Genomic DNA, 23,688 nt, shown 5'->3' on the forward strand with positions numbered 1-23,688 from the left:
GAATACCGACACACTTGTTACTCGCACCATCCGTTTTCCGGTGCGAGACTGTCCGGCGAGCGATGAACGGCGAACGGAATTGCGCCTCGCCCATGAGACGCGGCCGCTCGCGCAAATCTGGAGGTTCCAAAGCCATGACGACGTCAAGCACCATGCATACCCCGCCGGTCGTATCGCCCGAGGCGTGGGAGGCCGCCCGCCAGCAGATGCTCGTGAAGGAAAAGGCGCTCACCCGCGCCCGCGACGCGCTCGCCGCCGAGCGCCGGCGGATGCCGTGGATGGCGGTGACGAAGGACTACATGTTCGAGGGGCCCGAGGGCAAGGTGAGCCTCGCCGATCTCTTCGACGGCCGGCACCAGCTGATCGTCTACCGCGCCTTCTACGAGCCGGGCGTGTTCGGCTGGCCGGAGCACGCCTGCCGGGGCTGCTCCATGGTGGCCGACCAGGTCGCCCACCTCGCCCATCTCAACGCCCGCGACACCACCCTCGTCTTCGTCTCGCGTGCACCGCAGGCCGAGATCGCTCGGCTGAAGGCGCGGATGGGCTGGGACATCCCGTGGTTCACCATCACCGACAGCTTCGATGCCGATTTCGGCGTGGACGAGTGGCACGGCACCAACGTGTTCTACCGCGACGGAGACCGCATTTTCCGCACCTACTTCATCAACAATCGCGGCGACGAGCAGATGGGGAGCACCTGGAACTACCTCGACATCACCCCCCTCGGCCGGCAGGAGGTCTGGGAGGATTCGCCCGAGGGCTATCCGCAGACGCCGACTTACAAGTGGTGGAACTGGCACGACAGCTACGTCGCGGATGCCGCGCCCGACAAGAAGTGGGTCGAGGTGTCGGACGCCGGAGAGGCGGCGATGCGCAACCAGGACACGGACAAGCGATAGGCGAGGCTTGGCTTGGCTAGTGACTACGGTCGGTCGCGTGAGGGCGGCCGGCCGTCGCCGAAGATTCGCCGTGCAGAGCGGTGGCGAGTGTGGCCCCCGGTCGCGCCGCCCACACCGGCCGTGCCGCGATGGGTGCTGCTTGACGGCGTGCGGGCGGTTACCGGCGTTGCGAGATCAACTGGCACAACTGGGGTCGGACAAGAACCCGCCGACGCAGCGTTCAGTAGTACTCCTGCTCAATCTGCTCGTACGCGTTCGGCCGCCCACCGGGCGTGAGGTCCAGGAGGGTCCACATCGGCTCGACCGTGCCGACATGGCGCGGATCCTGTCCCGGCTCCGGCGGCAAGAACAACAACTCGGAGGCCCAGCTCAGCCTCACCACCCCGTCCGAGCCTTTGTGGAACACCGTCAGGATCGGCACCTGCTGTCCGTTTTCGTCCTCGCCATGGTAATCGCGTTTGAAGCTGTTGTTGGCGGCTGAGAGCAGTTTCAGATTGCGCCAGCCACGATGCGCGGCGAAGGCCGCAACTTGCTCGATCGGCGCTTTCGCCACGGCCGCGATGTTGGCTCCTAGCCCCTCGGCGTGCGGGACCGCCCCCTCCCAGTTGTCGAGCAATGCAGTGCAGGACGGGCACGGCCCCTCTTCAAGGGGAAGATCTGCCATCGGGCCATTGCTCGGACCGCGCCGGTCGTCGCTGCGATGCCGCGGGAACATATAGTGGTAAAGAATCAAGGTATCCGTACCGGGCCGGAACAGCTCCGACAGTCGTATCTTGGCAGGAACACCGTCGGCGCCAATGTGGTCGAACTCGTAGTCCTCGGGAACGGCCCCACCCGGCGGGAGTGCACGGATCTCCGCGGCCACTGCCTCCATTTCACGCCGGAGGGCCACCTCGCGCTGCAGCAGCCTTTCGCGAGCGGCGCGATATTCAGGAGTTTCATTTGGAAAGCCTACGCCCATGGACGCCTCCATCGAAGCGGGTGCGCAACTACAGCGCCGCGCGACTATCAGACGCGCAAAGGATGCTGTAGCACTTTGAATTGCTGCATGTTTTTATCCTTGAATCGGCGACGATTTAAGGAAACATGCAGTATAACACAGCCGCGGACCTTCTCGGTGCCCCCGCTTTCGTGCAAATGAATCAAACCTCTTCGGTATCAAAGAAATAAAGATCGACACCGCCGTCTGCGAAATTCGCCAGGTCTGCAGCCGTGGCCTGACCCTCCGGTGATGAGAACGCGCGCTGGATGTCGGCTATCGAATCGAAATGAAGCGTGGCCACAAGGTGGAGATCGGCGGCGCCGGCGGGCGTCGAGATCGCGCCGTTGCTGATTTCGTACTTTCTGAGACCAGGCAGCTTCTGCGCCAAGGGAATGTGCGTGGAGCGGTAGTATCGGTCGAACGCCGCGGTGTCCTTGGGCATTCTGTAAAGCACGAGAATCTTGGCCATCAGTTCCTCCTTGAATGGGGGGTCCAATCAAATTCAGACGCCCAAGCTTAGACTGTGATGAACCTTCACGTAAGGTCTGGTGCGGGCGCACTCTGCCGTCTACGAAGTGCTGGTCTAACGACTGATGTGCATGGCGAAACCGGCTCAAATCCCGGTCGCGAGACCAGTTCTCAGGAGGGGACGGTTGCCGCCGAGTATGTGAGTGCTACATCCGTCACTGGTCCGCAGAGGAGCGTCACCGCTCCTGGTGAAGCACTCTGGAGCCACGCCAACGATCGCCCGGCGACGCGCGCCGGCTGGCCAGGGTGATAGCCGCCGGAGTAACGTCCAGCCTGCGGATCCGCGTCTTCGCACGGATTGGGGTAATCTACAGCTTCGCGCGTCGTATCAGACGCCAGCACACGACAGCAGCTCAATTGGTTTGGGCGGATGCTTTTTTCGCCCTCATTCCTGTGCTTGTCACAGGAATCCAGCAGCGCCGCGTCTGCGGCGCGGAAGAGTCATTTCAGCCCAAAGACTTGGGCTGGCTGGATTCCTGTGACAAGCACAGGAATGAGGAGAAGAGGTTACCGTACCGCCACCAACGAGGCGGAAAACCGCGCACACTTTTCCTCATCCCGCTCAAATTTCCGAAACGGCGCAGTCGCGGAGAAGGCCGACCTCTGCAAGCCGGCCTCACCTGAAATTCAGGACGCCCTCGGCAACTGGTTTATCTTGGCCGCCATGATGAAATCGTTCTCGTGCAGACCCTTGATCTTGTGGGTCCACAGCGAGACCTCCGCATAGCCCCAGCCGAAGCGGATGTCGGGGTGGTGCCCCTCGTCCTCCGCCAGCCGGCCGACCTCGTCGACGAAGGCCAGCGCCTGTTTGAAATCGTCGAACTTGAACTTGCGGCGGATCAGGTGCCCGTCGTCCAGGAGGTCCCAGCCCGGTGTATGCGAAAGATAGCCGGCGGCTTCCTCGCTGGTCAGCGGTGGTATGCCGCCGCGGCAGGGCGTGCAGGACTTCTCAGCGATATTCTCGGTCATAGTTCCTCCTCCCGGAACAGGCTCCGGTTCGCACAGTGCGCGGTCGTTGCGGATCTGGTCGGCAAGATGTTCGTCGACGCCTCCTGCGGCTTGCCAGCGGCTTGGAGCTGACGCCGTCCTTATGTTTCGGCGTTTCGGCCCGCTTCCTCAAGAGGCGATCTCGATACGAGGAGATAAGGAGCACCTCTAACCACCCCGACATCACCGCCCGCCGGCAGGAGGTCTGGGAGGATGCGCCCGAGGGCTATCCAGACGCCGACCGCGACGGGTGCTGCGCGCGAGAGCGGCGGCCGCGCGAAAACTGCCTCATCACCCCTGCCCGATCACCTCTTGGCAAATCACGCTGGCTGCCGATCGCTCAAGCGAAGAGGAAATCGCTCATCGAGAATTTGGCGGCGCTGAGACTGCCGTTGGGATCGTCCATCAGGATGGAGAACACGTGACCGCCGGAGTCATAGCCCTTTATGAGCACGTCGCCGCCGGAGGTATCATAGGCATGGACGGTCCCGTTGGCGCCGGAGCTGGAATACTGGGTAACCCCGAGTTTCTCGATAACCAGGAAATCGACCCCATCCTGGAAATCCATGACGGTGTCCTGACCGTCGAGCGCGGGCGTCGCCTTGAAGACGAAGCGGTCGGAATCGGCGCCACCCCACAGAATATCGTTTCCCACTTCTCCTATGAGCGTGTCTCTCCCGGCGTCACCATGCAGGGTGTCGTTGCCATCGCCAGCATAGAAGATGTCATTGCCGATGCCGCCAAAGAGGGTGTCGTCTCCCGCTTCCCCCGACAGGGCATCGTGACCGTCATCCCCGTAGGCCAGATCATTGCCGGCGCCGAGCTCGATCCTGTCGTTGCCGGCCCCGCCATGTGCTTCGTCGATGCCGGTTTCCGAATCGAGAATGTCATTGCCGTCGCCGCCGTCCAGGTAGTTGTTCCCATCGCCACCATCAACGATGTCATCGCCGATGCCGCCATAGACCTGGTCATTGCCGGACTGGCCCTTGAGAACGTCGTCGCCCTCTTCACCGTAGATCCTGTCATCACCGGCGCCGCCTCCGACCGCCTGCTGTGTGATCTTTCCGGTTGCCGGATTTACGCGATTATTGAAGCCATCATGGCCCGATCCAGCGTAAATGATGTCGTCGCCATCGCCTCCGTCGATATATTCTTCGCCTGCGCCGCCAAAGATCTTGTCGTGTCCGCGACCACCGTGGATCCGGTCATGGCCGTCGCCGCCATTCAGGACGTCGCTGCCGTCGCCGCCGTCAAAGATGTCGTTTCCCAATCCGCCCTTGAGGGTGTCGTTGCCCAGGCCGCCTTCAAAACGGTCATTGCCATCGTCGCCCTCGGCATAGTCGTCGCCGTCCCCCGCCACGATGTAGTCGTTGCCAAGGCCGGCGAAGATCATGTCGTTGCCACCTCCGCCGTCGAGATAATCGTCGCCGTCATAGCCCCAGATCTCGTCGTCGCTGAGGAAGCCGCGTATCGTGTCGGATAAATTGGTTCCCTTCAGAATCATGGTCGTACCCCCAAGGCAATTCCAGGAAAACTGTGCAACGGTTTTCCGCAGGGATTGCGTCGTTTCAAAGAGTTGGGTCATTTCACCGTTTCAATGAAATAATGAAACGATATGGCGCCCGTCGCCGCAAGATACGCCACTTTTTCGCGGAAGAAACGTCAGGTATTCACCGCGTCAGAGATCTCAAATTCGCGTAAGCGTGTTCTTGCCACGAGCGACTGCAATGCGCCCGGCGTGGGACATGCCCGACGGATCGGCGAACTGCCGCATGGACCCGAAACAGACCCCTGAACGCAGCGAAATCTGGCTCAGATGGTATTTTGATCGTGAGCGCGGTCGTTCTAAGGATTAATATGGACTACGAGCCACGGTCTTTTGTTGGCTGATCCGGGACGAGGAGCTTGTCCATGTCTACGAACAATGTCGACGGCCCGCTGCAGCCCGGCGACCGGGCACCGAACGTTGTGCTCGATGCGATCTCGCACGAAGGCAAGATCGCCCTCGATGATTTCCGAGGCCGCAGTCCGTTACTGATCGGTTTGTTTCGAGGCCTGCATTGTCCGTTCTGCCGGCGCCATGTCGCGACGATGGCGCAGCTCAATCCGGCCCTGCGTGAGAAAGGCGTCGAATGCTTGGCTGTGGTCAACACGCCGGTCGAACGCGCGCGGCTCTATTTCCGTTACCATCCAGTACCCGATCTTCTGGCGGCGTCCGACCTGGCGCGGGCCTCGCACCGCGCTTTCGGCTTGCAGGAGGTCGGGATGGAGACGGTCATGGCAATACGGATCCAACTACCGGGCGAGTTGCCCGAGCCTATGGACGTAATGGCAATGAACGCGTTTCTCAACAAGAAGGAAGGATATGAGATTACGGAAGCCGATCAGCAGATGATGGCTTCCGACAAGGCGCAACTTGTCGGTCAGTTCCTGATAGACCGGGAGGGCATCGTACGTTGGAGCTTCACTGAAGTTCTGGAAACGGACTATACGTTCAAGGCACCGAATCCCAAGGAGTTGATGTCGGCAGCTTCCCAAGTTGCAGTTTGACAGGTGGCCAAAAAACCCGGCCGACAACCAAGAATTGTTGTCCCTGCCTCTTGCTGCCATACGGATCTGTGCAGGTCGTCAATCCCAAGATGCTTCTCGTACCACTCGGCGAGCCCTGCCGGGTCCGCCGCCCTGAAGAACACACCACCAATACCAACGACCTTCGGCATGGGATTCTCCTTGGTCCAGGAGGGGACAATGCCGATGCAGGCACCCACATGCAACTCGAAGATCAAGCTCGAGTACCGGTTGGATGGAGACGTCGGGAATCGATTGTCGCCAGACGAGCTTCGGTCGCCAGCATGACCAGTATGCGCCAGACGCAGCCATATTGCACGGCGTCCATGGCAGACCGACATTTTGGCCGTTTGCGGACTGGCGGCTCCTTGGCGCACGAAAAGCCATAGCGGACATCAACTTGGCCCAGGCTTTGTCCCAATCTGACTGAGCCTACGATGACAATCAGACATCGACTTAAAAGGCGAACAACACGCCAGCAGCCTTCTTCTGTTCGGTGCTGGGCGCGTCGAAGCCGCTTTCATCTCAAAACTCTGCAAGTAACCGGCAGAGGCTGAGAATTGGTCAGGCGCCGCTACGGTTTCGTAGCTTGCCCCTCCAGGTCGCCGCGCTTCCAATTGTTAATGTGGCATCACCCCCGTCTTTATGGGGGTGACAAATCAGAGGTTGCAATAACATTATTCGGACCGGGTGACGGGGCTGACAGGCAGGCGCACGCTATGCCTGTGGTGGAAAATTGGCAGTTGCAAAAACGGCATAGCCGTAAACTAAGCACGATCGTCAGAGAGGGAACCTCACGATGCCGAATCCAAGCCAGACGAGCGACAATTGGTGGGAAAACGATCAGACGCCGGACAACCCCTATGGCAAGAGCGAGGACTATGAGTCCTTTCTCGATTATCTTGGGGCATTGCCCCGTAGCCTGACGCCGGACATCGCTGCGGGAACGCTGAGGATCAATGTCTACGAGCTCAACGACCACCCCGAGTACAAGGCCGCCGCGATCGGCGCCTTGGAGATGTGGGCGTCTGTCACCCCGCTGAAATTCGAGATCGTCGACGACGCGCCGTTCAATAGCGCAACGGACTGGATGGAGGTTGTGAGCCCCGAACTCGGCGAGGAGGACGATGGCAGCGCCTATTCGGCCAATCGTTATGTCAGCATCGGCCAGCGGTTCCACGACACGGAACCCAACAAGACGGATATCGGCGGCTACGTCTTCGATTCCTTCATCCATGAATTCGGCCATGAATTCGGCTTGAACCATCCCGGGCTCTATAATTACAGCGGTCCCGGCGGCGTGCAGATCAACTACCTGAACAATGCGACCTGGACTTATGATCGCCAGCAATACAGCGTCATGTCCTATTTCGATGGCATCGATGTCGGCGAAACCACCCGCTGGTCTGCGTCGACGCCGCTGATGGCCGACATCGAGGCCGTCATTCGCCGCTTTTTCTCGACCGTCGACGCCAATGGCGTGCGCACCTATCAGCACATCGAGCTCAACACAGGGGACAATGTCTACGGCTTCGGCAGCACGCAGTACGGCTACCAGTTGACCTCCTCTGGCATGCAGCATGACATCGGCTTTGTGATCCATGACACCGGCGGGACGGACACGATCGACTTCTCCGGCTCGACGGCGGGTACAATACTCGACCTGCGCGCCGGACAGTTCTCCAGCGTCAACGGCCATAGCAACAATGTGTCGATCTTCGCCGGACACAACGCGGATGGGACCGACTACTACATCGAGACCGGCATCGGCAGCAGGTTTGACGACATCCTGATCGGCAATGACGGCGCCAACACGCTGGACGGCCGCGGCGGCGGCGACCGCATGGCTGGCAACGGCGGCGACGATACTTACTTCGTCGATTCCTTGGATGACATCGTTCGCGAGGAGGCGAACGGCGGCAATGACACGGTCATTCTCCTGTCCAGGGACCTGAGAATCAGGAAAATCGCCAACGTCGAAAACATCATCTACGCCGACGAGTCGACGCCCCCGCCTGGCGGCAGCGGCGAGACCCCGCCCATCATCGGCGACAACACGATGACCAGCATCATCTTCGGCACCGGCGGAAATGATACGCTCGACGGCGGCGCCGGCGACGATACGATCTTCGGCCAGGGCGGTGATGACCTGATCATCGGCGGCCGCGACTCGCTCGCCAGCCGCGACATCAACAACACGATCGATGTCGAGGACCTCGAAGACCAGACCGAAAGCGATGATGGTAACGACACGCTCTACGGGGGCGGCGGCAACGACACCATTCTGGGCGGTCAGGGCAACGATATTCTCGACGGCGGCGCCGGCGACGATACGCTGAGCGGCCAGGACGGAATCGATATATTCAGGGGCGGCGCGGGCGTCGATACGGTCGATTTCAGCAAGGAGAGTCCTTTCCAGCTGCTCGTCAACCTCGCCACGAATGTCGCCAGCGGCGGCACCGCCTCGGGCGACACTTTCTACAGCATCGAAAACCTGATCGGTTCCGATGACCGCATCGACCGCTTCATCGGCACGGCTGCCGCAAACCACTTCTGGGGCCAAGGCGGCGGAGATTATTTCAACGGCGGCGACGGCAATGACATCCTGGATGGCGGCAATGATGGCGACATCATCTATGGCGAAGGCGGCAACGACACGATCATCGGTGGCGCCGGTCAGGACTATCTCGATGGGGGCTCCGGTGTTGACACGGTCGTCTACGCGGGCAGCCCTGACGGCGTGATCATCGATCTTGCCAACGGCACGGCCAGCGGTGGCGACGGTGATGGTCCGGTGCAAATCGTCGGCCGAGGCGCAGCGATCCGGCACGATATACTCGCGGGCTTTGAAAATGCGGTCGGTTCATCTTTTGATGACCATCTCATCGGCGATGCCCTGGTCAATGAGCTCTCCGGCGGCGCTGGTGACGACACGCTGACCGGCGGCGGCGGCGCCGACAGGTTGAACGGCGGCGCCGGCAGCGACACGGCAGACTACGCTGACGCAACGAGCGGCGTCAGGCTCAGTCTCGCGGGAGGCAAGTCCGGCGGAGATACATACGTCTCCATCGAAAATCTTGCAGGTTCGGGATTCAATGACCGACTGACCGGCAACGGCGCAGCCAATGTGTTGACCGGCCAGGGCGGGAACGACACGATCGACGGCGGCGGCGGCGATGACACCCTGCTCGGCGATTTCGCCTATCAGGGCGACGCACCGCCACGGCCGGGCATGGGAACCGGCTACGCGACGCTCGGACCGGACGCGACGAACAACTCGATCGCAGCCGCGTTCGACATCTCCAACAACTTTTCCCTGACCGCCGATCCCGATATCTTCGATTCGACGACGGTCCTTCACACGACCGTCAACGCCACCGGAAACGGCCAGGGCGGATATTACAAGGTCGATCTGGCCGCCGGCACGGTCATTACGATCGACATTGACGGAATTGCCGATCCGAATGTCCATGACAGTTGGGTCAGGCTGCTCGACAGCGCCGGCAACATCGTCGCTCAGAACGATGATGGCGGCGGCGACCCCGGCTCTACAAGCAACCGGGATTCAAGCCTGGTATTCGTCGCTCAGGAGACCGGAACCTATTACATATTGGAAGGCAGCTGGTCGCCAACGGCGCCGGGCGATGGCTGGGAGGAAGCCGTGCCGGCAGGCTCCGCATATGAGTTGAATGTATCGGTGGAGTTTCCCCCTGCGCCAGCCCAGCCGGGCGTCGCGGGATCCGACACGCTCAATGGCGGTAGCGGCAGCGATCTGCTGGATGGCGGTCTGGCGGCCGACACGCTTACCGGCGGCGAGGGAGAGGATACGTTCCGCTTCTCGACGGCGCTTGGGAACGGCAATGTCGACTGGATCAAGGACTTCAAGGTCATTGACGACACGATCCTGCTGGACAACCTCATCTTTGACAGCGTGGGTGGCGACGGCGCTCTCGCCTTGGGCGCGTTTTACGGGAGTGCGGCGGGCGTCGCTCATGACGCAGACGACCGCATCATCTACGATACCGATAGCGGCGCCTTGTCCTATGACGCCGATGGCGGCGGAGACGTTGCAGCCATTCAGTTTGCGCAGCTGAGCACAAATCTGAGGCTTTCGACGGCCGACTTCATTATCATCTAACTCGACCGCAGGTGGGGCGCGTTCAGGCGCCCCACCTAATATTCCTTTTGGAGTTGGTTTCTCTTTTCGAACCCTTAGTTGAGCGGCAATGCCGCTGCCGCACGGGCCTTACGGGGCGATCATGGAGAGTGTGTGATGAAGCGCCCGACCGACCGCCGCACAGTGTTAATGACTGTCGGAGCTGCGGCTGTCGCCGCGGTCGCCCGGCCACTCGCGGCACAATCCACGGATATTCGCGGCACGATCACGTTCGAGGGCGGCGCGGTTATACCGAAGGGTCATCTCGAAATTTATCTCGAGGACCCTGCCATTCAAAATAATGCGCGACGTCGTGCCACGGAAACGCGCATCAGAAGCGACGGCGGGTCAAAGGCGATAGCCTTTTCCTTGTCCCCGCCCCGAGGCTCGACAGCTTCGCCAACGCTGCGGATCGTTGCGCGCCTGAAGCGTGCGGATGGCTGGCTGGTGGCGCGCGGCAGCACACAATTCGAGCCGGGTCCGCCTGTCAACGTCACACTCAACACAGTGATTTATTAAAGGCTGGCGACAAGAACTCATCTCGAAAACCGATGTCGACGGCTGATCACCGGCTCCGGCATAGACACTGGCAATGTCTGCTTTCAGCAAGCGGCCAAGCTGTTCTACGGCGAAAATGAGGCGCAGAGCGGTCACTCACACTGAGACTGCCAGACGGCAGGTTTGGGTCGGAACTGGACCTGGCGTCTCGGATGAGTGGCGCTGCAACCAACCAACTACCAACGTGGGGTTGTAGGCGCTAGAGTGTTGACCAACCATGAAATGTCGCTGATCATGCAGGCCGTACTTTGCTGCACGGCAGCGGGTGTTAGCTCGGGACATCCCGCAGCGCAAGAAAAGCAGCACGCGCATTCACCCAAGCAGACTGGAGGACCGCTCGCGAGAGTGCCAGGAGGAGGGGAACATGACGCAAAACCAGTTCTACGATCGCCTCATGCGGGAACGCGACTTCCACAACGAGCGCTTCGGCGCGACGGAAGCGCGCAAGGAAGACACCTTCTATTTCGCTGTGCAGGCGGCTGTCGCGGCGTACTGGCAGCTGGTCCGGCAGGCGACCGCCGGCAGGGACGTACTGGAATATGGCTGCTCCAACGGCCAAAGCAGCATTGGCCTGGCCGCATCGGCGAAACAAATCACCGGCATCGACATTTCGGATGTGGCCATCGCCCAAGCCAATACCGAAGCCGCGCGCAAGTCGATCACCAATATCAGCTTCAGGGTCGACAACGCGGAAAAGATGGAATTTCCGCCGGCAAGCTTCGACGTGGTCTTCGGCAGCGGCATCCTCCATCATCTGAATCTTGAGGAAGCACTCAAGGAGGTAAGGCGCGTGCTGCGTCCCTCGGGCCGCGCGATCTTCTTCGAGCCTCTCGGCCACAATCGGGCGATCAATCTTTACCGGAGCAGGACGCCCGAAGCCCGAACCGTCGACGAGCATCCGCTGCTGAAGTCCGATTTCGACATCGTGCGCCGACATTTTTCGAGATGCGACTTGCAGTTCTTCGGACTCTCGACGCTCGCCTCGATACCCTTCCGGACAAAAGCCGCCGGACGCGTCATCCGGGCTCTCGGCGAACGCATAGATAATCTGCTCCTGAAAATTCCTGGGCTGAAGTGGCAGGCCTGGATCGTGGTAATGGTGCTGGAGGCTTGAGGTCCACCCATCGAGCCAGGCTATCGCCTGCTCCGGCGCCGTTGGCCATTAACGGAAGCGGGTGTCGCCGGCCGCGGCATCGGCGAGACTGCCGGCCCGTGCTGCGGAGCGCCAACATCGGTCATTGCAAGATCGACTGCCGTGATACCTCTTCGGCATCACCGCAGTCGAGCACGTCAGGCCACGTCTTGAAGCTGTGCCTCACCGTTGTGCAGGAAGCAGGCTTTGTTGAAGAGCCCCAAATCAACGAGATTAGGGAGACGAATGTCCCGGATGTCCGGCAGGCGCTTGCTTTCCGGATCAAACGATCGATCTACCTGCGAAATGAACCCGAGTATGACGCCCGTCCTTTTGGCGAAATCTCCAAGGGCGAGAACCTGCTCCGAGAGCGCAGGCTTGCTTCGCTGCTGATCCAGTATCTGCAGATAGTCGATAACGGCAACCGTCCGGCGCTCCGACCCCGACAAATGGCGGATGATGTAGTCCGCGCTGATTTCATCGGACGTCAGGATTTCCAGCGTGTCGCAAAAATCGTGAGCCCCCTCGTCCAAAGACCGAAGGTGCCTCCTCGCCTGCTGTTCTGTAAATTCCAGCGTGCAGAATACCGCTTTTCTGCCGTCTCGGGCAGCGTCGAGCAACAGCTGTAGGCCGAGCGTGGTCTTGCCATGCCCGGGGCGACCGGCCACTAGCAGCAAATCACCCTCATCCAGCCGAGCCAGGATTGATTTGGAGAGTGACGCCGCTGCGACTTGGGACGAGAGGAGGCTCCATCTTGCAAACCCCTCCTCACGCGCAATTTGATCCAGTGCTTCGTGCAGGGGGACATTATTGTTCCGAGCCATGAGCTTGGCTCGTCGTTTCAATTGGAAGATGGGGGCAGAAAGTTTCATCAAAGGACCTCCATTCCGAGCCGGAAACGCAATCCCTCCTTATGCGACGCTCGAACAGATGGTTCGATGATGATGATGTTGTTACCCCGTATGTGCGATACTTCCCCGAATGGAGGGAGGAGGCGTGGGCCAAGCCTGTGCTACGGAAACTAGCGGGCCTGCTGATTCGTCACAAGCATTGATGACAGCTTCGTCCAGCACCGGAATTCCCCGTGCGATCGGCATATGGCAGCAAAGGGTCGACCTGTCCGGTTCAGATATCGTAGCAGTAGGTGGAAAGTTCACATTGCTGCCGTCGAGCTGAACGCGCAGACAGCGCCAATTGCGGACGCTTGGTGACGACACGCCGAACGTCTCGAGTGGGGCCGCGAGGGGACGGTCTGCTATAGGACAAATTGACCGGATAGCGCCCTTCGGCAACCGACCCAAAGTCTGTCGTTCGGAGTGTGCCTAATTGCGCCAGAATGCAGACGTTGCTCGCCGTGCTCAGGGTGCTGCTGTTCCGAGCGCTGCGGCTAATACCTTGGCCAGGCCGCGTCCGGCGCTGCCGTCCTCATCAAGGCGCGGATTGTAGATGGTGATCTCGAGGCCGACGGCCTTGCCGCTCGACAGCGCAACGCGGAGTGCGGCCTCTAGCTCGTCCCACGACAACCCGCCAGGCACGCGGAAATCGACAGCCGGCATAATGGCGTCATCGAGGCAGTCTGCGTCGAGATGGATGAAGAAGCCGTCCAGTTCCGCTCGCGTCAGGTGGTCGACCGCTTCGCGCACAGCGGCCTCGATGCCCATCGTGCGCACTGCGGGGAGATCAAGTATCTTGAGCTCTTCGGGGAGAGGCTGGCTTCCGTACTCCTCTTGGTCCTTGTGATCGCGATAGGCGAACGCAACAGCGTCTTCAGGGCGGACCAGAGGACCGCGACCTTCGATGTCGGTCAGGAGCGACGGACCGTAGCCGGTGACGAAGGCGAGATCCATCGAGGCGCCCTCACCATTGGGTTCCGCCTCGGGCTGGAAGAAATCGGCGTTGCCGTCGATGAAGAACAGGCCGTAGCGGCCGCGCCGCCGAAACGCGAGCATCGAGCCCAGCAAGATCGTGCAATCGCCGCCTAGCACCACCGGAAACTCGCCCGCATCAAGCACCGCTTCCACCGCGTCGGCGAGCTTGGGCGACCACGCCGCAATTGCCCTGGCGTTCAGGGTGCCGGTCTCGGGATCGGGCGTCGGATCCTTTGGCGGCACAGCTAACAGTCCGGCGCGGCGCGCGTGGATGCGCTCAGCAAGGCCAAGGTCCAGGAGCTGATCGGGCAAGCGCTCCACACCGTCGGTCGCAAGGCCCAGCGTGGAAGGGGCTTCGAGAATGGCATAGGGGAGGATCGGCATGGGCGCCTCGGTTGGCAGCTATTTTGCGGAGTAGGTCACTGCTTCGATTTTGTGCCCGTCTGGATCGCGGACGAACGCCCCATAATAGTTGGCATCGTAATTCGGTCGCAGCCCCGGTGCGCCATCGTCGATACCACCATGTTTTAATGCTGCTGCGAAAAATCGATCGACCATCGAACGGTCTTCGACGGCAAACGCGATATGAGTGCCATTTCCCACGGTCGCTGGTTTTCCATCAATCGGAACCTGAACGCTGAAGTGAAACGTGCCGCTGCCATAACCCAGTCCACCTTCGTCTTCTGCCATTGGCAGTATGCCGACGATTGGCAGGACAGCGTCATAGAAGCGCTTCGACCGTTCAACGTTATTTGTCCCTACCGAGACATGGTGGATCACGGTTACCTCCGTTCCGGCCTTATCTTGTAACGGGTGCTTCTGGTCATTGTTCCCTTGAGGTCGACCGTCGCTTATCCACCCCAACGGTGAGAACGGGCGCGGGCGCCTCGTCGGACCACCTACGTCAGGAGGGCAGTGTGCTTTCCAGCATGTGTCGGGCGGCAGGAGTCCTTGCTACTTTAGCAAGTTGCAATATACTATAGCGCGTATTTTCCTTTGGCTTGACCAGGTTCCGCGTACCGAACATACCGGCCGCGTGGAGGGACGTAGGATGCCTCGACACCTGCAGCGAACTGCGCTTTTTATTCTTCTTCTCCTCTCTTCAACCATGCTTCCCGCCGCGGCTCAAATGAGCGTCAAGGACGCGATCCGGGGGAAGGATTTTGACGCAGCAGCGGCCGAGCAAGCCAAACGATATCTCGAGGAAGGCCGCGAGACATTCCGCTTCGACACGTTCGGCAGCGAGGACTTTTGGGGAGGCAAGCTCAAGCTCCACGAGGCGATCGCCGGTGAAAAATTGGGTGGCAAGGGGCCAGGCCTTAGTCCCCAGAAGGCACTCGAGCTTGGCCTGAAGGTCGACGTCAACGCTATTCCCAAGGACGTAGCTGCGGCGCTTAACAAAGGCGAGGTTGATCTAACCGATCCGGCCAGCACACTTGTTCTCCTGAAGGCGAATGCCGTTGTCGGCGTTACCGGATTCTTCGACGATGACGGGAAGACGTTGACTTCAGTTGGCATCCAGTGCGCGGTGTGCCACTCGACGGTCGACGACGCCTACGCTCCCGGTATCGGTCATCGCCTGGACGGCTGGCCCAACCGCGATTTGAACATCGGTGCGATCGTCGCCCTAGCGCCTGACCTCACGGCATTCACCGAAATGCTGCAGATTTCCGAAGCCGAAGTGAAGAAAGCGGTGGAGGCGTGGGGACCCGGCAAGTTCGATGCCGAACTCAACCTCGATGGGAAAGCCTTTCGTCCGGACGGCAAGACGTCCGCCACGTTGAATCCTCCCGCATTCGGATTGGCGGGGGTGAACAACCATACCTGGACCGGCGCCTGGGGCACCGTCAGCTACTGGAACGCCTATGTCGGCAATCTTGAAATGCATGGCAAGGGCGTGTTCTACGATCCGCGCCTCGACGACGCAGAGAAGTATCCGGTCGCCGCCAGGACGAAGCAGGGCCACAAGCAGGACAAGGAAGACCGGATCACCGCGAAGCTGCCGGCGCTTCACTTCTATCAGCTCTCGCTGCCAACCCCACAACCACCGGAGGGCACTTTCGACCGCGCAGCCGCCGAAAAGGGCAAAACCCTCTTCGGCGAAAAGGGCAAGTGCGCCACGTGCCATGTGCCGCCGCTCTTCACCGAACCCGGATGGAACCTGCACACCGCGGACGAGATCGGGATTGATGATTTCCAGGCGAAGCGATCCCCGGACGGGCGTTATCGGACAGCGCCGCTGCGGGCGCTTTGGAACATGGAAAAGGTTCACAAGGGCGGGTTCTACCATGATGGCCGGTTCGCCGCGCTCGAGGACGTCGTCGAGCACTACAACGATCATTTGAAATTGAATCTGACCACCCAGGAAAAGGCTGACCTCATCGAGTACTTGAAGTCGATCTAATCGTAACCCAACGGGGATGTGCGCTGTGCGCTCCTACATGGAGGATAGGTCATGAAAGAGGGTAGCGGGCCGAAACAAAAGCTGTCTCGCAGAAGACTTCTGCAGGTGTCAATCGCTGGCGCGGTCGTTGCCAGCACTGGAGTGGTCGCCTCATGCATGACGAGTCCGCCTGCTGCGCGGGGCACCGGAACTACGCCGAAACGCGTGGCACGATACCAGGATTCACCAAATCGGGGTCGCCGCTGCGGCGGTTGCACCCATTTCCTGGAGCCGAACGGATGCGAAATCGTCGCCGGTGAGATCAGTCCGAATGGCTGGTGCCGCTTCCATGAGCCGCGGCCGGCGTGAGCCGGAACCAACTCTCGGAGACACACGTTATGATGGGATCAAACACCCAAACGGTGACAGGAGATGGCTGCTTCCGATCGAAATCCCCGTAGCACCGTCCAGGTTGCCGGCCATCCAATCCACCCGATGCTGATCCCGTTCCCGGTAGTGCTTGTCGTCTCGACATTGTTCTGCGACCTTGCATTCTGGCGAACCGGATCAGGATCGTGGGCGACGGCAACGCTTTGGCTGCTTGGCGGTGCACTTTTTTTCGGCGTCTTTGCAGCCTTGGCCGGGCTTGCCGATTTCATCGGTGAACCGCGCATCCGTGAACTGACCGACGCCTGGTACCACTTCGTCGGCAACGCGGTCGCGCTCCTCCTGACGCTCGCCAATTTTTACCTGCGTTATGTCAACGGTCCTTCTGCCGTGATGCCGGAGGGGCTCATCCTCTCCCTTATCGTCGTCGGCATCTTCCTCTTCACCGGCTGGAAAGGCTGGGAGATGGTCTACCGGCATCGCGTGGGTGTGGCTGATCGCGAGGCCGGACCGCTCTAGGCACTCGACGGGTCCCGGCAGCGCCGGAGATTAGGAGAGCAGATATGGCCAGAAAAGCAGCTATGCTGTTGAGTGTTGTGCTTGTGTCAGCATCTGCCTGGGCGCAGCAAGAAGGCGTGCTCCACAAGGTCGAGACGAATGTTTTCAGGCCGAAACACCAGCCATTCAGCGAGGATGTCGTTAAGCGGCTCAAGGTTCCGGAAGGTTTCGAGGTCAGCATCTTTGCCCGTGACCTCGGCAACGCCCGCATGATGGCGATCGCCGAAGACGGCACCGTCTACGTGACGCGCCCCGAGGAAAAGGACGTGATCGCCGTCAAGGAAGGCGATCCGAAGCCTCGCAAGATGGCCTCCGATCTCGACGGCATCCATGGCATTGCAATCCGGGACGGTCGTATCTTCCTCGCCACGGTCCATGCCGTTATGGCGGCCGATCTGAACGAGGATGGGACGATCGGCAAATTCGAGACGATCATCGACGACCTGCCCGACGGCGGCCAGCACGGGCGGCGGACGCTCGCCTTCGCGCCCGACGGAGCGCTGCACATCAACGTCGGCAGTTCCTGCGATGCGTGCTTCGAAAGCAGCGACGAAAAGGCTGCCAACCTTCGGCTAGACATAAAAGACAAGAAACGCACGGTCTTCGCGAAGGGGCTGAGAAACATGCTCGGCTTCGATTGGCATCCGGACACCGGGGTCATGTGGGGCGTCGACCACGGTGTCGACCACCTCGGTGACGAGCTGCCCGGCGAGGAACTGAACAAGATAGAGCAAGGCTCGCACTACGGCTGGCCGTTCTGCTACGGCGACAGACAGGCCGACTGGGCGAGTTTCACCATGCCCGAGGGTGCGCCCAAGGATGATTTCTGCAAAACCAAGACAGTCGCGCCAGCGCTAACCTTCGACGCACATGCGTCGGTGATCAACATCCGCTTCTACGATGCGCAGCAGTTTCCGGAGGACTATCGCAACGATGCCTTCGTTACGCTGCGCGGTTCAGCGAACCGGGCCGATCCGGCCGGATATAAGGTCGTCCGGGTCAATTTCGAAAAAGGCGAGCCGACTGGCACGGAGGACTTCCTCACTGGCTTCCTGAGCGAGGACCGGAAGACCGAATTTGGCCGCATCGCGGGGCTGGCGATAACTCCGGACGGCTCACTGCTCGTCTCGGAGGATACGAACGGCGTGATCTACAGGGTGAGTTACAAGAAGGGCGGATAGCGTTGCTGCCCTTCGCACTTGTTGGCAGCATCTGGCTGATGTGGTGGCTCGGCTTCAATGCCTCGGTTGCAGTAACGCGCAGACAGCGCCAGAAGCAGCCGCTTGACGGTTTCCGATGCGCTTCGTCATGGTTGCCGGGTCAGGAGCGGGTCTGGGCAACGTTCAGTTCCATCTCCCAAAGCTCCGGATAGAGGCCGACAAAGCCGCTCGGGGCGATCCGAAGCGTTGCACGGTATGGACCTTGTGGCGATTCATAGTCGTAGGCATGCTCAGAAACGCGGCGGTAGACTTGCGGCAACGGCTCCAGCTTCTCGGAGTCCGCATCCATCCATGCGACGGTAATACGCTCAGATTGTCCCCTCCGCAGCGCCATGCGGCGCAACTGCGGGTGGTTCGTCGCCGGCGTGAACCCGAAGTCGAGGTCTACGAGGTTCTCGACCCGGCTTTGCCTAACCCCGTTGAGAGTCCAGCCCTGTGCATCGCGTTGAATCCGGCTGCTAATGGCTCTGGCGCCAATGAAACCTTCGATTGATCCGCTCCGCGTGGACCAGTCAGGCCCTAGCTCCAGGGCATAGCGAACACACGACGGCTCTCCGTCCCTTGAATAAACGGCTGTCCCTTCGAGCCGCCACCCCGACTCTGCCTGAAACAACCGGGCGGCATCATGGCCAGGGGTGTAGAGGGTTCTCCAGAGCGCGACTTTCGTCATCTCGCCTCTTCCACAGGTCCGTCTTGCCTTCCCCAGCGCACCTGGGAAGGCGATGGAGACAATCGCGTTGGCGGCCGACGGGACTTGGACCAAAAACCCGAGTTGCATCCCGCCCACGGCTTTAGCGACTAACTATGGCCGAAGGCGTCTTCGTCAATGCCATTCGCGCAGTGAAGGAAACTCTCACCTCGAGAGGGGGGAAGGCTGTACGGCGGGGGAAGCGTGAGGGAACGGAGCACTTGACTGGCAGCAACGGGTCGTGTCGTGACCCTCCCCGGCGTCCGGACCCCGCTCGCAAGCCTATTTCGAAAGCAGCGCTTCGATCAGCGCATAGGTTGCCCTGACCCGCGCTTCGTTTGGATAATTCCGGTTCGCGAGAACCACGATGCCGAGCTTTTCGCGGGGAATAAGGACGACATAGCCGCCGAAGCCGCTCGTCGATCCGGTCTTGTTGATGATGACATTCTTCTCAGGCGCGAGCGCCGGCTCGATCCTGTCTGCCTTCTGCGGGCGAAGGATGAAGTCGTAGCCGTTCCCCGCCACCATCGTCTCGAGATCGGCGGGCCACGGGTATTGCTCCCAGATCATATCCTGCGTGAATTTGGCGGTCCTGAACTGGCCTTCCTGGGTGCGCCGGACAGCCGCTTTCAGCTCCGGGGACACGCTCCCCTCCCCGAGTTCCACATCGAGCAGCTTCAGCATGTCGCGCGCGCTCGACTTGACGCCGTAGGCCTCCGCGTCGAGGACGCCCGGCGTGACGCGGATCGGTTTGTCGGTCTTGCGGTCGTAGCCGAAGGCGTAGTTGTCCATCGCCTTGGCGGGCACGTCGATCCAGGTGTTCTCAAGACCGAATTCGGGGATCAGCACCGTCTCGACCGCCTGTGTGTAGTTCATCTCCATCGCCCTTGCGGCGATATAGCCAAGAAGCCCGATGCTGACGTTGGAGTAGCTGCGCGTTCCAGGCTGCGGCGGCCGCCAGTCCTTGAGCCAGTTTACGAGCTCCTTGGTGTCCGCGATGCCGTCGGGAACCTGCAGCGGCAGCCCGCCGGAATGATGGGTCGCGAGATCCATGAGCGTCATGCCGTTGCCGATCGAGCAGGCGTCGGCGCACAGATACCGGGAAACCTGGTCATCAAGGGAGAGTTGGCCGCGCTGTTCTGCGAGCGCCGCCAGCGTCACGTTGAAGATCTTGCTGATCGATCCCAGTTCGAAAAGAGTGTCGGGCGTTGTCGGACGGTTGTCGGCGCGCGATGCGAGGCCCGTCGCATAAAAGCTGTGCTCGCCATTCCTGGTCATGCCCACGACGAGCCCGGGAATTTCGTATTCTTCGATGGCGCTTGCAAAGGCGGCGCGCGCTTTCGATTGGAAGCTGTCTTCGTTTGCCGCAGCGGAGGTGAAAGGGAGCGTCGAGACGATGAGGCTGAAGGCTGCCAGTCCTAGGGTTTTCATTTGAACCTGCTGCATGTTTCTTGGATCCTATCCGATATAAGGATAAAAACATGCAGCAATTCAAGGTGCTACAGCGTCGGCGCCTGATCCTCCGTCGCCACTGGACCATTTCTTGTTTCGTTGAAACAGTGAAATGATCTAACTCTTTGAAATGCAATTCCGCACGGAAAAACCGCTACACACTTTTCCTTGGAGTTGCCCTAATCCAGCATGACGACGGCTTCGACCTCGAAGAGCATGGGGTCAATTGCAAGCTTGGGGACAGGAATCAGAGTCTGTGCCGGCAGTGCCCCGCCGAACATTTCCTTGACGTTCTGGGTCAACACCTCAAGCTTGGACATATCGTGATCGACCACGAAGACCGTGAGCTTGGCGACCTGATCCGGCCGGGCACCGAGCGCATCAAGGGCGGTGCGCAAATTTGCGTAGGCCTGCCTAACCTGGACAGCGAAGTCGGGCGACAAGGCTCCAGTGCTGTCTTGGCCGCCCTGTCCGGAGATGTAGGCCACCCGGGCTTCGCGGGGCACAATCACCGCCGTGCTGTAGCCATTCGGCGTCGGGTCGTAGAGGTTCTTCGGATTGACGATGGTCAGCTTGAGATCCTTCTCATTCGCTGTCGCCGCATTGGGAACTCCGATGGTCATGATGATTAGCCCTCCGATAAGCAAATGCTTGATTGCGCGTGACATGATTTTCTCTTGGCTCTGAGGACCGTGAGCAAAGTACCTCGCGGTCTGCAGGATTGACTACGATTGACTCGTACGGCGTACGATTCAATCGCATCGTACGCCGTACGAGTCAATCGGTCTGGATCGACATTCGTCGCGTTGTCGGCTTAAATCGACGTTGTGACTACAGCGCCGCGCGTCGAATCGGACGCGCAAAGGGGTCGCAGTAGAACTTTGAATTGCTTCATGGTTTTGTCCTCAAATCGATTCCGATTTGAGGAAATCATGCAGTAGCAGGGAAGACGGATGGCAGCCAAACGTAGCGGCGCTCAGGGCAAACGGTCTCCACGGACAGATGCATCACTCCGGTCCGTACAGGAGCCGCCTCTCTCCCTGGAACGGATCGTGGCGACCGCGGTAGAACTGCTGGACGCCGAGGGTGTCGACGGATTGAAGATGCGTCGGCTGGCCGATCGCCTCGGCTCCGGCGCAATGAGCCTGTATTGGCACGTCGACAACAAAGAGGAGGTCTTTGATCTGGCGCTCGACTCGGTGCTCGAATATCGCGCACCGCCGCAAACTGTTGAGTCTCAAGACTGGCGCGGGGAAGTCGTTCATATGCTCGAAGACTGGCGCGCCAGCATGCTGCGCCATCCTTGGTCGGCATCGCTGTTGCCGCGCCGGGCGCTCGGCCCGAACATCCTCAGTCGCCTGGAACGGCTGAGCAAGGCCTTGTCCAGAGCCGGTGTAGCGGACGCGGATCTGAACGTCGCAATATGGTCGCTCTGGAACTATGTGATAGGCGCTACCATCACCCGGGCGAGCTTTGACCTCTCGGACGACGACAGGGCCGCGGCGCAGCAGCGCCTTACACGTCTCAGCGAACGCTATCCGACAATCGAACGCACTCGTCTGCTGTTGGATAACGATTGGGACGGCGCTTTCAGGAAAGGCCTGGACTTCCTGCTCGATGGCCTGACCCCGAGATAATGACGCTTTGGGCCGCAGGGCGGACATTGAGCATCGGGCGGAATCAATGGTCCGCATCGGAAACATCGTATACCATTGATCCGCGGCGGCCACCGAAGTCGCCGCAACACTGGTTCTGATAACTGCTGTTTCCCCGGCGTTGTCAGAACGCACCGCGTCTGAACGGAGTTCGATCTTGAGTGTTGCCTTCGTCAAGGAAGAAAGTGCCGAAACGGCCTCGGAAACCCTGCTGCCTGACCGCCCGATTTCACCACACCCGAACCTTGTCACGGAAGCGGGACTGAAGGCTCTGCAATTGCAGCTCCAGCAAGCGCGCGAAGCCTATGATGCGACGAGCAAGATCGAGGACGTGAATGAACGACGCCGGGAGGCGGCGGGCCCCTTGCGTGACCTGCGCTACCTTGCGGAACGCGTTCGCACGGCTCAGGTCGTCCCTGACCCGACTTCGAGTGACACCGTTGCCTTCGGGAGCACGGTCACCTTCAGCCGCGACGACGGGCGCGTGCAGAAATACCGCATCGTGGGAGAGGACGAAGCTGATCCCAAGGCCGGATCTATTTCCTACGTATCGCCCGTGGCAAGGGTTCTCATGGGCAAAGCCGTTGGCGATGTCGTGAGCGTAGGCGACCAGGAGCTCGAGATCATCGCCATCTCGCAGTAAGCGCCCTATCGCCGACATGCGAACGCAACGGCTCTGCAGGATCGATCCGCAGTTGCAGGCGAATGATCGCGCCTGGCCGGACGGGAACTGGTGGCGAAGCTCTCTTTCTTCGCGCCCAAAGCGGTCATGCCACTGCAACACGGGGCTGATAAGGCGTTGGAACTTTGTCAGAATCCTCCTTGGTTTTAGAAAACAGCAATGTCGAAATTTGACTCCTATGTGATCTGCACGTCCCCGCGCAGTGGCAGTACACTGTTGTGCAAACTCCTGGCTGCGACCGGCGTCTCCGGAAATCCAGGGTCTTACTTTCATCGCACCTCGATTTCCGAATGGCTTGCCTATTTCGATTTGGCCTCAGAGGTTTCAACTCCGGAACCGGACCTTCTGGCCCTGATATTTCGCGCGGCAATCGCGAAGGGAAGCCTCGATACGGGCATGTTTGGCCTGCGGCTGCAAAGACATAGCTTTGATTTTTTTGCCCAGAAACTGGCGGTGCTGCACCCGGAACGAGCGAGTGACTTAGAACGTTTTGAAGCCGCCTTCGGACGAACGCTTTTTATTCACCTCACTCGGTTGGACAAGATTCAACAGGCAGTTTCGAATGTGAAGGCGGAGCAAACCGGATTGTGGCACAGGGCGCCGGACGGGACGGAGTTGGAACGCCTCGCACCGCCAAGCACGCCGGTTTACAACGCGGAAGAAATCCGCACCTGCTGCGATAGATTGACCACATATGATCTTGACTGGAAGAACTGGTTCGAGGCGCAGGGAATCGAACCCCTTCGGATCACTTATGAGGCGCTTTCTTCCGATCCTATTGAAACTTTGCGCGAAATACTGGGCCAGCTGGGCTTGAATGGCGACGCCGCAACTGGCGTGGCACCCGGTGTCGCAAAGCTCGCCGACGAGACAAACCAGGACTGGGTGTCGCGTTTCCGTTTGGAACACGATATCGTTTGACTGCTCACTCCTTGGATGGCGGATTTGTCCGCAAAGCTGCCCGGAAACGGCATCTGCCGTCGTG

21 protein-coding genes and 1 pseudogene are annotated in these 23,688 nt (G+C 60.2%); 11 read left to right on the forward strand and 11 right to left on the reverse strand.

Translation table 11 applies throughout. The features are described from left to right. The first annotated feature begins 134 nt into the window (after positions 1-134). Positions 135-899 carry a thioredoxin family protein gene (locus tag QN219_RS06890; protein WP_283998833.1) on the forward strand — a complete coding sequence of 255 codons (765 nt, stop codon included), beginning with the start codon at positions 135-137 and terminating at the stop codon, positions 897-899. A gap of 220 nt (positions 900-1,119) precedes the next feature. Here the strand turns inward: QN219_RS06890 and QN219_RS06895 are convergent, their stop codons facing one another. The 4 genes from QN219_RS06895 to QN219_RS06910 form a co-directional block, all read right to left on the reverse strand. Further along, on the reverse strand, positions 1,120-1,860 hold the full coding sequence (locus tag QN219_RS06895) for a DUF899 family protein (protein WP_283998834.1): 741 nt from the start codon (positions 1,858-1,860) through the stop codon (positions 1,120-1,122). Positions 1,861-2,041: 181 nt separating this feature from the next. Continuing rightward, complete coding sequence (locus QN219_RS06900; protein ID WP_283998835.1) at positions 2,042-2,350, reverse strand: EthD family reductase; 309 nt, start codon at positions 2,348-2,350, stop codon at positions 2,042-2,044. Between the two features lie 686 nt (positions 2,351-3,036). Next, positions 3,037-3,378 carry a 4a-hydroxytetrahydrobiopterin dehydratase gene (locus QN219_RS06905; RefSeq protein WP_283998836.1) on the reverse strand — a complete coding sequence of 114 codons (342 nt, stop codon included), beginning with the start codon at positions 3,376-3,378 and terminating at the stop codon, positions 3,037-3,039. A gap of 358 nt (positions 3,379-3,736) precedes the next feature. After that, the gene (locus QN219_RS06910; protein ID WP_283998837.1) at positions 3,737-4,900 is read right to left on the reverse strand and encodes a calcium-binding protein; all 1,164 of its coding nucleotides are present in this window, start codon (positions 4,898-4,900) and stop codon (positions 3,737-3,739) included. A gap of 407 nt (positions 4,901-5,307) precedes the next feature. Here QN219_RS06910 and QN219_RS06915 point away from each other — a divergent pair, with 407 nt between their 5' ends. Further along, a complete protein-coding gene (locus tag QN219_RS06915; RefSeq protein ID WP_283998839.1) occupies positions 5,308-5,946 on the forward strand; it encodes a peroxiredoxin-like family protein in 639 nt (212 codons plus the stop codon). Between the two features lie 26 nt (positions 5,947-5,972). Here QN219_RS06915 and QN219_RS06920 read toward each other — a convergent pair. After that, a pseudogene (locus QN219_RS06920) lies at positions 5,973-6,116 on the reverse strand (VOC family protein); the annotation flags it as partial. A gap of 647 nt (positions 6,117-6,763) precedes the next feature. On the opposite strand from QN219_RS06920, the gene QN219_RS06925 reads away from it, so the two are divergent. From QN219_RS06925 to QN219_RS06935, 3 genes are all read left to right on the forward strand, one after another. Further along, positions 6,764-10,102, forward strand: a complete 3,339-nt coding sequence (locus QN219_RS06925; protein ID WP_283998840.1) for a M10 family metallopeptidase C-terminal domain-containing protein — start codon at positions 6,764-6,766, stop codon at positions 10,100-10,102. Between the two features lie 135 nt (positions 10,103-10,237). Beyond that, positions 10,238-10,639 (forward strand): hypothetical protein, encoded by a 402-nt coding sequence (locus tag QN219_RS06930; RefSeq protein ID WP_283998841.1) that lies wholly within the window; start codon positions 10,238-10,240, stop codon positions 10,637-10,639. Between the two features lie 403 nt (positions 10,640-11,042). Beyond that, positions 11,043-11,792 (forward strand): class I SAM-dependent methyltransferase, encoded by a 750-nt coding sequence (locus tag QN219_RS06935; protein ID WP_283998842.1) that lies wholly within the window; start codon positions 11,043-11,045, stop codon positions 11,790-11,792. A 176-nt stretch (positions 11,793-11,968) separates the two neighbouring features. On the opposite strand, the gene QN219_RS06940 is transcribed toward QN219_RS06935, so the two are convergent. From QN219_RS06940 to QN219_RS06950, 3 genes are all read right to left on the reverse strand, one after another. Next, the gene (locus tag QN219_RS06940) at positions 11,969-12,682 is read right to left on the reverse strand and encodes a DNA helicase (RefSeq protein WP_283998843.1); all 714 of its coding nucleotides are present in this window, start codon (positions 12,680-12,682) and stop codon (positions 11,969-11,971) included. A gap of 486 nt (positions 12,683-13,168) precedes the next feature. After that, entirely contained in the window at positions 13,169-14,062 is an 894-nt protein-coding gene (locus QN219_RS06945) for an arginase family protein (RefSeq protein ID WP_283998845.1), read from the reverse strand. An 18-nt stretch (positions 14,063-14,080) separates the two neighbouring features. Continuing rightward, complete coding sequence (locus QN219_RS06950; RefSeq protein WP_283998846.1) at positions 14,081-14,458, reverse strand: VOC family protein; 378 nt, start codon at positions 14,456-14,458, stop codon at positions 14,081-14,083. Between the two features lie 349 nt (positions 14,459-14,807). Here QN219_RS06950 and QN219_RS06955 point away from each other — a divergent pair, with 349 nt between their 5' ends. From QN219_RS06955 to QN219_RS06965, 3 genes are all read left to right on the forward strand, one after another. Beyond that, positions 14,808-16,082, forward strand: coding sequence for a hypothetical protein (locus tag QN219_RS06955; protein ID WP_283998847.1), 1,275 nt, complete (start codon positions 14,808-14,810; stop codon positions 16,080-16,082). Positions 16,083-16,493: 411 nt separating this feature from the next. Next, positions 16,494-16,967, forward strand: a complete 474-nt coding sequence (locus QN219_RS06960; RefSeq protein WP_283998848.1) for a DUF2231 domain-containing protein — start codon at positions 16,494-16,496, stop codon at positions 16,965-16,967. A 44-nt stretch (positions 16,968-17,011) separates the two neighbouring features. Next, entirely contained in the window at positions 17,012-18,187 is a 1,176-nt protein-coding gene (locus QN219_RS06965; protein WP_283998849.1) for a PQQ-dependent sugar dehydrogenase, read from the forward strand. A 139-nt stretch (positions 18,188-18,326) separates the two neighbouring features. Here QN219_RS06965 and QN219_RS06970 read toward each other — a convergent pair whose 3' ends face one another. From QN219_RS06970 to QN219_RS06980, 3 genes are all read right to left on the reverse strand, one after another. Then, positions 18,327-18,896: a putative glycolipid-binding domain-containing protein gene (locus tag QN219_RS06970; RefSeq protein ID WP_283998850.1), complete on the reverse strand. Its 570-nt coding sequence runs from the start codon at positions 18,894-18,896 to the stop codon at positions 18,327-18,329. 300 nt (positions 18,897-19,196) lie between these two features. Then, a complete protein-coding gene (gene ampC, locus QN219_RS06975; RefSeq protein ID WP_283998851.1) occupies positions 19,197-20,345 on the reverse strand; it encodes a class C beta-lactamase in 1,149 nt (382 codons plus the stop codon). A 200-nt stretch (positions 20,346-20,545) separates the two neighbouring features. Next, positions 20,546-21,034, reverse strand: a complete 489-nt coding sequence (locus QN219_RS06980) for a RidA family protein (RefSeq protein WP_283998852.1) — start codon at positions 21,032-21,034, stop codon at positions 20,546-20,548. A gap of 285 nt (positions 21,035-21,319) precedes the next feature. Here QN219_RS06980 and QN219_RS06985 point away from each other — a divergent pair, with 285 nt between their 5' ends. The 3 genes from QN219_RS06985 to QN219_RS06995 all read left to right on the forward strand — a co-directional run bounded on the left by QN219_RS06985 (position 21,320) and on the right by QN219_RS06995 (position 23,624). Then, positions 21,320-22,003 (forward strand): TetR/AcrR family transcriptional regulator, encoded by a 684-nt coding sequence (locus QN219_RS06985; RefSeq protein WP_283998853.1) that lies wholly within the window; start codon positions 21,320-21,322, stop codon positions 22,001-22,003. 175 nt (positions 22,004-22,178) lie between these two features. Further along, on the forward strand, positions 22,179-22,664 hold the full coding sequence (gene greA, locus QN219_RS06990) for a transcription elongation factor GreA (RefSeq protein WP_283978710.1): 486 nt from the start codon (positions 22,179-22,181) through the stop codon (positions 22,662-22,664). 198 nt (positions 22,665-22,862) lie between these two features. After that, complete coding sequence (locus QN219_RS06995) at positions 22,863-23,624, forward strand: Stf0 family sulfotransferase (RefSeq protein ID WP_283998854.1); 762 nt, start codon at positions 22,863-22,865, stop codon at positions 23,622-23,624. Positions 23,625-23,688: the final 64 nt, after the last annotated feature.

This window comes from Sinorhizobium sp. 8-89, from assembly GCF_030124325.1.
In the GTDB taxonomy this organism is placed as follows: domain Bacteria; phylum Pseudomonadota; class Alphaproteobacteria; order Rhizobiales; family Rhizobiaceae; genus Sinorhizobium.